This is a genomic window from Polynucleobacter sp. AP-Latsch-80-C2 (assembly GCF_018882185.1).
GTDB lineage: Bacteria > Pseudomonadota > Gammaproteobacteria > Burkholderiales > Burkholderiaceae > Polynucleobacter.
In genome coordinates, this window is sequence record NZ_JACVOY010000002.1 from 19,390 (window position 1) to 33,451 (window position 14,062).

Sequence of the window (14,062 nt, forward strand, 5' to 3'; positions counted from 1 at the left end):
CTTATTTCAGCAACTCAAAAATTGGCTGCAGCTGTGCATGCTTCCGCTTATACGAAGCTTGATTGACCACTAAACGCGCACTGATATCAGCAATCGGCTCAACCTCAACCAAGCCGTTTGCACGCAACGTATTTCCGGTAGAAACCAAATCCACAATCGCATCTGCTAAGCCCACTAAAGGCGCAAGCTCCATCGATCCATAAAGGTGGATCGTATCAATATGGACGCCTTTATTCGCAAAGTGTTCTTGCGCGCAATTGACATACTTGGTGGCCACTTTTAAACGAGAGCCTTGTTTCACTGCCGCAGCATAATCAAAACCTTCGCGTACGGCCACTGACATACGACATTTCGCAATGCCCAAATCAAATGGCACATAGAGACCCGCAGTGCCCTTTTCCATCAATACATCAAGGCCGGCAACCCCAAAGTCTGCTCCACCAAATTGCACATAAGTCGGCACATCTGAAGCGCGCACAATAATTAAACGCACATCCGGATTGGTTGTTTCAATAATGAGCTTGCGTGACTTTTCTGGATCCTCGAGCGGCACAATACCGACCTTCGATAGGATCTCTGCTGTTTCTTCAAAGATGCGCCCCTTCGATAGGGCTAGAGTCAATTTCATGGACTAATTATCCACTAGGCTTACTTTATGCGCTGAATATTGGCCCCTAAGAGGGTCAACTTTTGCTCCATACGGTCATAACCACGGTCTAAATGGTAAATCCGATCCACCTGAGTTTCGCCTTGAGCAGCCAAACCAGCAATCACCAAACTTGCTGATGCCCTCAAATCGGTCGCCATCACAATAGCCCCGGAAAGCTTTTCTTCGCCCTGCACAATTGCAGTATTGCCCTCAATTGCAATTTCAGCTCCGAGGCGATTGAGCTCTTGAACGTGCATGAAGCGATTCTCAAAAATGGTTTCAGTAATCGTCGAGCTTCCATTGGCTATTGCGTTTACCGCCATGAGCTGAGCCTGCATATCCGTTGGAAACGCGGGGTATTCAGAAGTACGAAAGCTCACAGCTTTAGGACGCCCTTGCATGGACGCTTTAATCCAGTCGGGCCCAACTTCCATTTCTAAACCAGCATCTTTGAGTTTGACAATGACTGCATCCAAGGTATCAGGACGGCAATGCTTTACCAATATCTCACCACCAGCAGCAGCTACCGCGCATAAAAAGGTTCCTGCTTCAATGCGGTCAGGAATGACTGAGTGTTCTGCACCGTGCAGTTTTTCTACTCCTTCAATGACTAAACGATCGCTACCAATTCCTGAAATCTTCGCGCCCATCTTCACTAGCAGTTCTGCTAGGTCACCAACCTCTGGTTCGCGCGCTGCATTTTCTAAAACGGTTGTTCCTGATGCAAGGGTTGCTGCCATCAGTAAATTTTCTGTTCCCGTCACCGTAATCATGTCGGTCAAAATAGAAGCGCCTTTTAATCGACCAAGCGGTGGCTTCGTTTCTGCTTGTATATAGCCACTCTTGATCTTAATGGTGGCCCCCATAGTCTTGAGGCCTTTGATGTGCTGGTCAACAGGGCGGGCACCAATAGCACAGCCACCTGGTAAAGACACCTTGGCACTATGCATTCTAGTGAGCAAGGGGCCCAACACTAGAATGGAAGCACGCATGGTTTTCACCATCTCATAGGTTGCTTCAGAACTTTTGATAACGCCGGCATTTAAAACTAAATGGCTGTGATCGGCCTGATCAGGAAATGTTACTGTCACGCCAATTTCTTGCAAAAGCTTGAGCATCGTGCGCACATCTTGCAGATCTGGAACATTGCGCAAAACAATGGGCTGGTCCGTTAACAAGCATGCGCATAGAATGGGGAGTGCTGCGTTCTTAGCGCCAGCAATGACAACCTCACCCTTCAGTGGGGTTCCGCCAACCATTCTTAATTTGTCCATGAAACGATTCCAGTAAAAACTTTTATGTAATAAAGAGTCAAGCTATTTTATGCGGCAGGATTTTGCGCAAATTCTTCTGGGGTATATGCCTTAATGGATAAAGCATGCACTTCTGCCTTCATACGATCGCCCATTGCCCCGTATACCAACTGATGGCGCTGAATCAAGCGCTTACCCTCAAACTGGGGGCTGACAATTGTGGCAAAAAAATGTTGTCCATCTCCCTCTACCTTAATGTGGGTGCACTCTATCCCTTGCTGGATATAGCCCTCAATCTGTTCTGGGGTTGGCAACATCTACTTCTCCTTTAATGTCTGAGCTTATAGCCCTTTTGTAGCATCCGTAAAGCAATAGCCGCAACCACTACAAAGAAAGAGCCTACGATCAATAAACTTGTCCATGGGGAAATATCAGACACCCCAAAGAACCCATAACGGAATCCATCAATCATGTAGAAAAAGGGATTGAAATGCGACACCGCTTGCCACGCTGGTGGCAAAGAATGAATGGAATAAAAAACGCCCGACAGCATCGTAGCAGGCATGATGAAAAAGTTTTGAAAAGCGGCTAGCTGATCATACTTATCCGCCCAAATACCAGCGATCAAACCCAAGCTTCCTAAAATTGCTGCACCCAGGAAAGCAAATATAAAAATCCATAGAGGATATTCAAGGCCAGGCAAACCATACCAAGCGGTAATGAGAAAAACACCTAAACCGACCACGATCCCACGAAATACTGCAGCTAGGATGTAGGCAGCATAAAACTCAAAGTGGCTTAATGGGGCTAGCAATACAAAGACTAAGTTACCAGTAACCTTCGATTGAATCAAGGAGGATGAGGTATTGGCAAAAGCGTTTTGCAACACCGTCATCATGACTAAACCCGGAATCAAAAAGGCGGTGTAACTCAGACGCCCATAAATTTCTTTACCTTCAAGCACATGACCAAAAATCATGAGGTACAAAATTGCTGTGAGTACTGGTGCTGCTACCGTCTGAAAAGCAACCTTATAAAAGCGCTTGATTTCTTTACGCAATAAAGTCGGAAAGCCACTGCCGTATTCCAAAACAGGCTTATTCAGTGCATTTTTCATCTAGCACCTCCCGACATGATGTTCACAAACACATCTTCTAAATCGGTTTTACCTTCGCCATCCTTCTTCACAGAACCATAACGAGTCAATAAGTTTGCAGTGGTATCCAAGGCAACAATCTTGCCTTGCTTAAGCATGGCAATGCGTTGGCACAAAGCTTCCGCCTCTTCTAAATAGTGAGTGGTCAACACAATCGTGTGGCCGTCTTGATTAAGTCTGCTAATAAATTGCCACAAGGATTGACGCAACTCAACGTCCACCCCTGCAGTAGGCTCATCCAAAATAATGACTGGGGGGCGATGTACCAAAGCCTGAGCAACTAAGACTCGACGCTTCATACCGCCCGATAAGGAGCGCATATTACTATCGGCTTTATTGGTGAGATCCAGGTTAGCCATAATCTCATCAATCCAAGCATCATTATTCTTAATGCCAAAGTAGCCTGACTGAAAGTGCAAAGTCTCACGCACAGTAAAGAAGGGATCAAAGACTAACTCTTGCGGCACAACACCCAACATACGGCGGGCATCACGAAAATTCTTTTGTACGTCGGCACCCATGATGGCGGCATGCCCATGATCTGGTCTGACCAAACCAGCCAAGATAGAAATTAAAGTAGTTTTACCAGCGCCATTGGGGCCAAGTAAACCAAAAAACTCGCCCGGCTCAATAGCCAATGAAACATCATTTAGGGCCTGAAGCGCGCCATAGTTTTTGGAAATACTCCGTATAGAAATTGCTGAGTGCATGCTGTTACAAACCTAGCAATGCAGAGACGCCATAGACGCCAGACAAGACTTTTAATTTTTCAGGTGCATGCACTACAGAAATAGATTGACCTTGAGCTTGCAAGGTTTTCTGCCAAGACAATAAAACTGTCAGAACGGTTGAATCAAAATCTTTCAGGGAAGAGCAATCAATATATGTCAACGTCGCAAGATTAGATAAGCCCTCTTGTTGAATTTGCAGGGCATTTTCCTGCGTGACTACCTGAGGCAAAAAGAAGGGCATGTTTATCTATTTCTAAAGGTAGGTGATTATTTGCCAGTCGCCAACTGCTTGTTGCGATCTTGTAAAAACTTAACTAAGCCATCGATACCATTTTGGCTAATCTGATTAGAAAATTGATTACGGTAAGCCTCAACTAGCCAAGCACCCATGATGTTCATGTCATAAACCTTCCAGCCATTGGCGCCTTTTTCCAAGCGGTAATCTAAAGGTACTGGATCGCCACGACCAATCACAACGGTTTTAACAATAACTTCTTTGTCATCAGGGGCGGCACGCAGCGCTTTAAATTGCACCGTCTGGTCACGCAGTTGACTCAATGCTCCAGAGTATGTGCGCATCAATAAATTTTTAAATTCAGCCGTAAGAATGGCCTGCTGCTCAGGCGTTGCTTTTTTCCAATTAGGACCCATCGCCATCTCAGTAGTGCGGCGCATATCGGTAAAAGGAACAATCTTCTTCTCAACCAAATCCATGACTTTGGGGATATTGCCTTTTTGAATATCAGGATCTGATTTCACAGAACTCATAACATCAGACACGACCATTTTGATCAAAGCATCAGGAGGGGTATTTTGATCAGGAACTTGAGCAAAGAGCGCCCCAGAAGACAGGATTAATCCTGCAGCAATCCATTGAAAAATTGTTTTAGTGATTTTCATAAGCTTTCGTCCGATTAACGCTATGTACATTAAGGCTAATTTTAGCCCTTTCAAGGCGCAACAGTTATTCGTAAGGATTTTCGTAAACCGGCATCAAAGGCTCTTCATCTTCGCGACCTTCTTTAATCTGATACTCACGACGCTGCAGATAGGCATCGCGCATAAAGCTATATTTATCAATAGCGGCACCGTCCAATAGATCGCCCGCTTCGTAATAGGTGTTGCGCGTATTTACAACCCGCAAACCAGTGATGCTATTGCGTAGACCAACATCAGGAATGTACTTAAACAAGTAATCAGACTCTAAATCGGCGCCCGTACCAAAAGTGTCACGCACCGTGCTGGGCCCAAAAAATGGCAGCACAACATAAGGACCGGCGGGGATACCCCAGACACCAAAAGTTTGACCCCAATCTTCTTTATGCTTCTCCAGACCCCCAGGTGTTGCCACATCCATCAAACCACCAATACCAAATATGGTATTGACGGCGACGCGCATGATGTCATTGAAGGCATAGTCAGGTTTGCCTTGTAAAAGATTTTGCAAGGCGGTGTAAATATCGCTGTAGTTACTAAAAAAGTTATAAATGCCCTCGCGCACAATCTCTGGCAAGATAAACCGATAAGCCGCCACTACAGGCTTTAGCAGATATGCATCAAGTCCTTCGTTAAATTCAAATACCGAGCGATTGAAGGGCTCCCAAGGATCATTCGGGGACGGCTCAACACCAGCAGGTATCGATGCGCAGCCTACAACGAGGCAGGTCATGCTAAGCAATAGCAAGCGCTTTAGTCTAACCATCCAAGGAATCACTTTGCTGCGCCCTTATCTTGGCCACTATCAGCAGCCTTGTTATAGAGGAACTGACTAATTAAATTTTCAAGCACTACTGCAGATTGCGTCTGGCTAATTTTTCCGCCTTCTGCCAACATATCGTCAGAGCCACCAGCTTCGAGACCAACGTATTGCTCACCCAATAAACCAGAGGTCAAAATTTTTGCTGCAGAATCTTTTGGAAATTTATAAGAATCTTCAATGGTCATCACCACAGTAGCTTGATATGTTTTGTCATCAAAGGAAATATTGGCAATCCTTCCAACAACGACACCAGCACTCTTGACTGGTGCGCGAGGCTTCAGGCCGCCAATGTTGTCAAATCGTGCAGAAATTTTATAAGTAGGTGCAAATGACACAGCGTTCATATTGCCTACTTTTAATGCCAGAAAGAAAGCTGCCAACAAACCAATAGCAACGAATAATCCGACCCAAACATCAATTGCACTTTTTCTCATAAGAACCTCAGTTTATTCTTTCTAATTTGAGAACATCATGGCAGTTAGCAAGAAATCTAATGCTAAAACCGCTAATGATGAAATCACTACCGTACGTGTTGTTGCTTGCGAAACACCCTCTGGTGTTGGTCGTGCTTCGTAGCCTTGATAAAGTGCGATAAATGTCACAGCCACCCCAAACACAATGCTCTTAATGAGGCCATTACCAATATCAGAAAATAGGTCAACGCCGCCTTGCATCTGAGACCAAAACGCCCCGGAATCTACGCCAATCAAAGGAACGCCCACAAAGTAACCGCCGATGACGCCCACAGCTGTAAAGATAGTTGCCAGGATTGGCATAGAAATAATGCCAGCCCATAATCTTGGCGCAATCACACGTGCCAAAGGATCTACCGCCATCATTTCCATTGCGCTAAGTTGCTCGCCCGCTTTCATCAAACCAATTTCTGCAGTCAATGAAGTTCCTGCGCGACCCGCAAACAATAGTGCGGTTATTACAGGACCTAATTCTCGAGTCAAAGACAGGGCCACCAATAGACCCAAGGCCTGTTCAGAGCCATAACGATTTAAGGTGTAGTAACCCTGAAGCCCTAATACAAAACCAACAAATAATCCGGAGACAGCAATGATGACAAAGGAGTGATTGCCAACAAATAAAATTTGATCGATCACTAAACGCGGTCTTTTCAGTAAAAATCCAGAGCGCCAAATAACTGCAAAAAATACTCGTGCTGCAAGACCCAAAGCGCTGATATTGCTGCGAATAAAAAATCCGAGGTTGCCCAGCACATCCAAAATTTTAGATAGCGCCATCATCAGACCTTCACTCCAAAATCTTCTTCCAAGGTATTTCCTGGGTAGTGGAACGGTACTGGACCATCCGGTGAAGCATCTAAAAACTGTCTTACGAAAGGATCTGAAGAGCGGCTGAGTTCTTCGGGAGTGCCTTCTGCACCAATACGGCCATTGGCAATAAAGTAAACGTAGTCCGCAATTTCAAAGGTTTCTTCAACGTCATGCGTGACCAACAAACTGGTAGCACCCAGGGCGTTATTGAGATCACGAATTAAGCGCGCCGTAATGCCAAGTGAAATCGGATCCAAGCCAGCAAAAGGTTCGTCATACATAATCAAAGGGGGATCTAGAGCAATCGCTCTAGCAAGGGCAACGCGTCTTGCCATCCCGCCAGAAATTTGGGAAGGCATTAAATCACGCGCACCGCGTAAACCGACTGCATGCAATTTCATAAGCACCAAAGAGCGCAATAACTCTTCACTCAAATTGGTATGCTCGCGCAAAGGAAAAGCAACATTCTCAAAAACACTGAGGTCAGTAAATAAAGCGCCAAACTGAAACAGCATTCCCATACGGCGTCGAGCTGCCATAAGCTCAACGGTGTTCATCTTGCCAATATCATGACCTTCGAATAAAACCTGACCTGATTGCGCTGTGAATTGACCGCCGATGAGGCGAAGAATAGTAGTCTTGCCGCAACCCGATCCACCCATAACCGCCACAACTTGACCTCGTCTGAACTCCATGTTGAGTCCAGACAAGATTTGGCGACCGCCAGGGGAGTAGGAAAAGTCAACGTCCTTGATGGCGACAACGACTTCGCCAGCGACTTTTTTACCTAAATCCAAAGAGTTTGACTGACCACTGTTCATATCTCCCTATTATCTAGGCAAAACAGATGACCCCATTAAATACTGGTCTACTGCTTGGGCACACTGACGACCCTCGCGAATGGCCCAAACCACCAGGGATTGGCCGCGACGCATATCGCCTGCAGCAAATACCTTCGGAACGTTCGTTTGATAGGCATTTTGACCCTCAACAGTCGCTTTTGCATTGCCGCGGGCATCTTTTTCAACACCAAAGGCATTTAACACTTGCTGCACTGGAGACACAAATCCCATCGCTAAAAGCACTAAGTCGGCCTTAATCTCAAATTCAGAATTTGCCACTTCTGCCATTTTTCCGTCTTTCCACTCCAGGCGGACGCCAATGAGCTTCTCGACTTTGCCATTTTTACCTTCAAAACGCTTGGTTCCTACGGACCAGTCACGCTCACAACCTTCCTCATGGGATGAAGAAGTGCGTAACTTGGTTGGCCAATATGGCCAGACCAAAGGCTTGTTTTCTACTTCTGGTGGCTGTGGCAACAATTCAAATTGGGTAACTTGTGTAGCACCATGACGGTTAGATGTACCAACGCAATCAGATCCCGTATCGCCACCACCAATAACCACCACATGCTTATCCGTTGCACGAATTTCATTTTTAAAGTCGCCGGCATTCTCTTTGTTCTGCGGAATTAAAAATTCCAAAGCATAGTGAACGCCAGATAATTCACGACCAGGCACAGGCAAATCACGTGGCTGCTCAGCGCCACCTGTAATTACCACGGCATCAAAATCTTTCATCAACTGTTCAGGTGAAACAGTCTTGGTGGAGTAATTCTTGACCTCAACACCCATTGCTTCTTTGCCAACAAAGACGCCTGTTTCAAATTTGACGCCCTCAGCTTGCATCTGCTCAACACGACGATCAATCAACCACTTTTCCATTTTGAAATCGGGAATACCGTAACGAAGTAATCCACCAACGCGATCGTTCTTTTCAAATACCGTTACATCGTGTCCAACGCGCGCGAGTTGTTGAGCTGCCGCCATACCAGCAGGGCCGCCACCGACAATCGCTACTTTTTTTCCGGTCTTGGTTTTAGAAGGTTGTGGTTTAACCCAGCCGCTTTCCCAGCCCTTATCAATAATTGCATGCTCAATAGACTTAATGCCCACCGGCGCACGGTTGATGCCCAAAGTACAAGCCGCTTCACAAGGTGCTGGACAAATACGGCCAGTGAACTCAGGGAAGTTATTGGTTGATTGCAAAACATCTAAGGCATTTTTCCAGTCATTATGGAAAACCAGATCATTGAAATCAGGAATGATGTTGTTGACTGGACAACCGTTATTACAAAACGGAATACCGCAGTCCATGCAACGCGCGCCTTGAACCTTTGCTTCCTCGTCCGTTAATGCAGCAACGAATTCTTTGTAGTGATGGAGACGTTTAACGGGCGCTTCGTATGTTTCATCGACACGCTCAAACTCCATAAATCCAGTGACCTTACCCATATCTAATCCTTAGTATCTTTTCTTAATAGCCGTATTAATTAAGCAGCAACTGTTTTGTTTTGAGTCTTTTCCCACAGCTCACCTAAAGCACGCTTGTACTCGGTTGGGAGAACTTTGATAAAGCGACCACGAGCATTTTCCCAATCAGCCAAGAGCGCTTTTGCACGCTCTGAACCAGTGTGACGGAAATGACGCTCAATCAATGTTTTCAAAATTTGCTCATCGGTTAAACGCTCGCCACCATCTTTGACATCAAGTGGGGCATGCCATTGCGCCTGAGGCATCTTGGCAATTTGCTCAGCAGAAGGCAATACTTTTTCTAAAGTGGCCATGCTGGTATTGCAACGCTTCTCAAACAAGCCATCCTCGTCATAGACATAAGCGATACCGCCACTCATACCGGCAGCAAAGTTACGACCAGTTGTACCCAGTACCACCACGGTTCCACCAGTCATGTATTCACAACCGTGGTCGCCCGTACCTTCGACAACCGTAGTAGCGCCAGAGTTACGAACCGCAAAACGCTCACCTGCAACGCCGTTGAAGAAAGCCTCACCAGCAATCGCACCATACAAAACGGTATTGCCAACGATGATGTTCTTCGCAGTATCGCCACGGAACTCATGTGGCGCGCGGACAATCACACGTCCGCCAGATAAGCCCTTACCTACATAGTCATTGCCATCGCCTACTAAATCCAAAGTGATGCCATGCGCCAAGAAGGCTGCGAAGCTTTGTCCAGCGGTGCCATTTAATTGAATATGAATGGTGTCATCAGGCAAACCGGCATGACCATAACGTTGAGCAACTTCTCCTGAGAGCATTGCACCTACAGTACGGTTTACGTTCTTCACAGGAACAATAAAGGAGACCTTTTCGCCACGCTCAATCGCCGGCTCGCTCTTCTCAATCAAAATATTGTCGAGTGCGCTAGCCAGGCCATGATCTTGAGTAAGCACTTGATAACGTGGCACATCAGCAGCCACCTTCGGCTCAGCAAAAATCTTGGTGAAATCTAAGCCATGAACTTTCCAGTTATCAATACCCTTGCGAGCATCCAAGAAATCAACACGTCCAATTAAGTCATCAAACTTACGGATACCCAATTGCGCCATGATTTCACGAGCCTCTTCCGCAATAAAGAAGAAGAAATTCACAACATGCTCTGGCTTGCCAGAAAACTTCTTACGCAATTCTGGATCTTGTGTAGCAACACCGACAGGGCAAGTATTCAAATGGCACTTACGCATCATGATGCAACCCTCAACCACCAATGGGGCTGTCGCAAAACCAAACTCGTCAGCACCCAAGAGGGCACCAATGACTACGTCACGACCGGTCTTCATCTGACCATCAGCTTGAACCCGAATGCGGCTACGCAAGCCATTGAGAACCAAGGTTTGCTGTGTTTCAGCCAAACCCAACTCCCATGGTGAACCAGCGTGCTTGATTGATGACAAAGGAGAAGCCCCAGTACCGCCATCATGACCAGCAATCACAACGTGATCAGCTTTAGCCTTGGCAACACCCGCAGCAATCGTGCCAACACCCACTTCAGACACCAACTTCACAGAGACGTCCGCTTTTGGATTGACGTTCTTTAAGTCATGAATCAGTTGGGCAATATCTTCAATCGAATAAATATCGTGGTGTGGAGGAGGTGAAATCAAACCGACACCTGGTACTGAGAAGCGTAACTTACCAATATAGTCAGTCACTTTACCGCCTGGTAATTGACCACCCTCACCTGGCTTAGCACCTTGTGCCATCTTGATCTGCAATTGATCAGCAGAACGCAAGTATTCAGCAGTGACGCCAAAGCGACCAGAAGCAACCTGTTTAATTTTGGAGCGCAATGAATCGCCATCCAACAATGGGATATTGGCCTCAACAACATCGCTTCCCAAAATACTCGATAAGGTTTCACCCTTCTTAATGGGAATACCCTTAAGTTCATTCACGTAGCGATTTGGATCTTCGCCACCCTCACCAGTATTAGACTTACCGCCGATACGGTTCATCGCAATCGCAAGTGTTGCATGCGCTTCGGTAGAAATAGAACCTAATGACATCGCGCCCGTAGCAAAACGTTTGACGATTTCTTTAGCTGGCTCTACTTCATCCAATGGAATTGCTTTTGCTGGATCAATCTTGAACTCAAACAAACCGCGCAAAGTCATCTGGCGCTTAGTTTGATCATTAATGATGTTCGCGTACTCTTTATAAGTCTGATAGCCCTTATCCGCACCGATACGAGTCGAATGCTGCAATTTAGCAATGGTGTCTGGAGTCCACATATGGTTCTCACCACGAATGCGGAAAGCATACTCACCACCAGCATCTAACATATTGGTCAAGACTGGATCGCTACCAAACGCTGCGCTATGCATACGCAGCGCTTCTTCAGCCACTTCAAATACACCAATACCACCCACATTGGACGGGGTACCTTTGAAATACTGATCAATCACATCATGATTCAAACCAATGGCTTCAAATATCTGCGAACCGGTATAGGACATATAAGTCGAGATGCCCATCTTGGACATGACTTTTTGCAAGCCCTTACCAACTGCTTTAACGAAGTTCTTAACAGCCTTTTCACCAGACAACTCACCTGACAAACCTTTTGCCATCTCTGCCAATGTTTCCATTGCGAGGTATGGATGAACTGCTTCAGCGCCATATCCAGCCAAGAGTGCAAAGTGATGTGTCTCGCGAGCGCTACCAGTTTCAACCACCAGACCAACGCTCGTACGCAAACCTTTTTGTACCAAATGCTGATGAATTGCTGAGGTTGCCAACAAAGCAGGAATAGCTACATGGTTCTCATCAACCTGACGATCACTCACAATCAAGATGTTGTAGCCAGAACGCACTGCATCCGCTGCCTCTGCGCACAAAGAAGCTAGGCGAGCTTCAATACCAGCCTTGCCCCAAGATGCTGGGTAGCAAATATCCAATTCATATGAGCGGAATTTACCGTTTGTGTAATGCCCAATATGACGGATCTTAGTGATGTCATCAAAATCTAGAATTGGCTGACTCACTTCCAAGCGCATTGGAGGGTTGATGTTGTTTGTGTCTAACAGGTTCGGCTTAGGCCCAATGAAAGACACCAAAGACATCACCATGTTTTCGCGGATAGAGTCAATCGGAGGATTGGTCACTTGCGCAAACAATTGCTTAAAGTAGTTATAGAGTGGCTTGTTCTTGTTAGATAGCACCGCCAATGGGCTATCGTTGCCCATTGATCCAATTGCCTCTTCACCATTCATCGCCATTGGCGCCATGAGGTATTTAATATCTTCTTGGGTGTAACCAAAAGCCTGCTGACGATCAAGTAATTTTGCTGCTGGACGAATATTGGTTTTCTCGTCTACCAAATCCGCTTTGCTTGCGTCCACTTCGTCAAGCTTCACACGAACTGCATCAATCCAGCTCTTATAAGGCTTGGCTTTTGATACTGCATTCTTGAGCTCAACGTCATCAATAATGCGACCTTGCTCCATGTCAATCATGAACATCTTGCCAGGCTGCAAACGCCACTTTTGAACAATCTTGCTTTCCGGAATAGGCAGTACACCTGCCTCAGATGCCATGATCACTAAATCATCATCCGTTACGTAATAGCGCGCTGGACGCAAACCATTGCGATCTAAAGTTGCACCAATTTGACGACCATCGGTAAATGCCATTGCAGCTGGGCCATCCCATGGCTCCATCATGGCAGCGTGATATTCATAGAAAGCACGGCGATTGTCATCCATCAATGCATGCTGTTCCCATGCCTCTGGAATCATCATCATCATGGCTTGAGCCAATGGATAACCTGCCATTACCAATAACTCTAAACAGTTATCAAAGCATGCTGTGTCTGACTGACCTGGATAAATTAATGGCCACAATTTTTTTAAATCATCGCCCAATACTGGGGAACTAATAGCACCTTCACGGGCGTTCACCCAGTTCACGTTTCCTTTAACAGTATTGATCTCACCGTTGTGCGCAATCATGCGATACGGGTGAGCTAATTCCCATGCAGGGAACGTATTGGTAGAAAAACGCTGATGCACTAAGGCTAGTGCGGATACGGTGCGCTTATCTTGCAGATCTTGGTAATAAGCACCTACTTGATTTGCTAAGAGCAAACCTTTGTAAACAATCGTACGCGCTGACATAGATGCAACAAAATATTCTTTGCCATGCTTCAAATGCAAATCTTGAATCGCATGACTTGCTGTTTTACGAATCACATATAACTTACGCTCAAGTGCATCGGTCGTCATGATGTCGCGGCCACGACCAATAAAAATTTGCCGAATAAAAGGTTCAGTCATCTGTACAGTTGGGGACATCGGCAACTTCACATCCACCGGAACATCTCTCCAACCCAACACAACCTGACCCTCTAAACGGACTGTGCGCTCTAATTCTTGTTCGCATGCTAAACGGGAGGCATGCTCCTTAGGCAAGAAAATCATACCGACGCCATACTCACCGAAGGGTGGCAATGTAACGCCCTGCTTAGCCATCTCTTCGCGATAGAGCGTGTCAGGAATCTGAATCAAGATTCCGGCACCGTCACCCATCAAAGGATCGGCGCCGACTGCACCGCGGTGATCTAAGTTCTCAAGAATCTTCAAGCCTTGAGCAACAATCTCGTGCGATTTTTTGCCTTTGATGTGGGCAACGAATCCTACGCCACAAGCGTCATGCTCATTTTGGGGATCATATAAACCATGAGCGATTGGACGAAGATCTGAATTGAATTGTGTAGTCATAGTATTTCCGAGGGGCGACAAAGGCCTGATTACTTTTGGAGGATCAAATATAGGTGAATACCCATGCTGATGCAATAGAAATAAAATTAATCTGTCCCATTTAATTATGTGCCGCACCAAAATGAATTACTGAAAAAGGGACAGAGTCAAGAA

13 protein-coding genes are annotated in these 14,062 nt (G+C 46.0%); all 13 read right to left on the minus strand.

The window, feature by feature from the left end; all coding sequences use genetic code 11:
* Position 1 precedes the first annotated feature (1 nt).
* Entirely contained in the window at positions 2-628 is a 627-nt protein-coding gene (gene hisG / locus ICN47_RS02415) for an ATP phosphoribosyltransferase (protein WP_216218327.1), read from the minus strand.
* 20 nt (positions 629-648) lie between these two features.
* A complete protein-coding gene (gene murA, locus ICN47_RS02420) occupies positions 649-1,923 on the minus strand; it encodes a UDP-N-acetylglucosamine 1-carboxyvinyltransferase (RefSeq protein ID WP_216218328.1) in 1,275 nt (424 codons plus the stop codon).
* A 47-nt stretch (positions 1,924-1,970) separates the two neighbouring features.
* A complete protein-coding gene (locus ICN47_RS02425; protein WP_216218329.1) occupies positions 1,971-2,219 on the minus strand; it encodes a BolA family protein in 249 nt (82 codons plus the stop codon).
* An 11-nt stretch (positions 2,220-2,230) separates the two neighbouring features.
* Positions 2,231-3,019, minus strand: coding sequence for an ABC transporter permease (locus ICN47_RS02430; protein WP_216218330.1), 789 nt, complete (start codon positions 3,017-3,019; stop codon positions 2,231-2,233).
* Positions 3,016-3,768, minus strand: coding sequence for an ABC transporter ATP-binding protein (locus ICN47_RS02435; RefSeq protein WP_216218331.1), 753 nt, complete (start codon positions 3,766-3,768; stop codon positions 3,016-3,018). Before ICN47_RS02435 ends, ICN47_RS02430 begins: the two co-directional genes overlap by 4 nt.
* A gap of 4 nt (positions 3,769-3,772) precedes the next feature.
* Positions 3,773-4,030, minus strand: coding sequence for a lipid asymmetry maintenance protein MlaB (locus ICN47_RS02440; RefSeq protein WP_216218332.1), 258 nt, complete (start codon positions 4,028-4,030; stop codon positions 3,773-3,775).
* A 26-nt stretch (positions 4,031-4,056) separates the two neighbouring features.
* Positions 4,057-4,689, minus strand: a complete 633-nt coding sequence (locus ICN47_RS02445) for a phospholipid-binding protein MlaC (protein ID WP_216218333.1) — start codon at positions 4,687-4,689, stop codon at positions 4,057-4,059.
* A 64-nt stretch (positions 4,690-4,753) separates the two neighbouring features.
* Positions 4,754-5,458, minus strand: coding sequence for a VacJ family lipoprotein (locus ICN47_RS02450; protein WP_255538900.1), 705 nt, complete (start codon positions 5,456-5,458; stop codon positions 4,754-4,756).
* Between the two features lie 41 nt (positions 5,459-5,499).
* Positions 5,500-5,982: an outer membrane lipid asymmetry maintenance protein MlaD gene (gene mlaD, locus ICN47_RS02455; protein ID WP_216218335.1), complete on the minus strand. Its 483-nt coding sequence runs from the start codon at positions 5,980-5,982 to the stop codon at positions 5,500-5,502.
* Positions 5,983-6,003: 21 nt separating this feature from the next.
* The gene (mlaE, locus tag ICN47_RS02460) at positions 6,004-6,798 is read right to left on the minus strand and encodes a lipid asymmetry maintenance ABC transporter permease subunit MlaE (protein ID WP_370626257.1); all 795 of its coding nucleotides are present in this window, start codon (positions 6,796-6,798) and stop codon (positions 6,004-6,006) included.
* Between the two features lie 2 nt (positions 6,799-6,800).
* Positions 6,801-7,652 (minus strand): ABC transporter ATP-binding protein, encoded by an 852-nt coding sequence (locus ICN47_RS02465; protein ID WP_216218337.1) that lies wholly within the window; start codon positions 7,650-7,652, stop codon positions 6,801-6,803.
* Positions 7,653-7,661: 9 nt separating this feature from the next.
* Complete coding sequence (locus ICN47_RS02470; RefSeq protein WP_216218338.1) at positions 7,662-9,125, minus strand: glutamate synthase subunit beta; 1,464 nt, start codon at positions 9,123-9,125, stop codon at positions 7,662-7,664.
* A 38-nt stretch (positions 9,126-9,163) separates the two neighbouring features.
* Positions 9,164-13,909, minus strand: a complete 4,746-nt coding sequence (locus tag ICN47_RS02475; RefSeq protein WP_216218339.1) for a glutamate synthase-related protein — start codon at positions 13,907-13,909, stop codon at positions 9,164-9,166.
* Between the last annotated feature and the right edge of the window lie 153 nt (positions 13,910-14,062).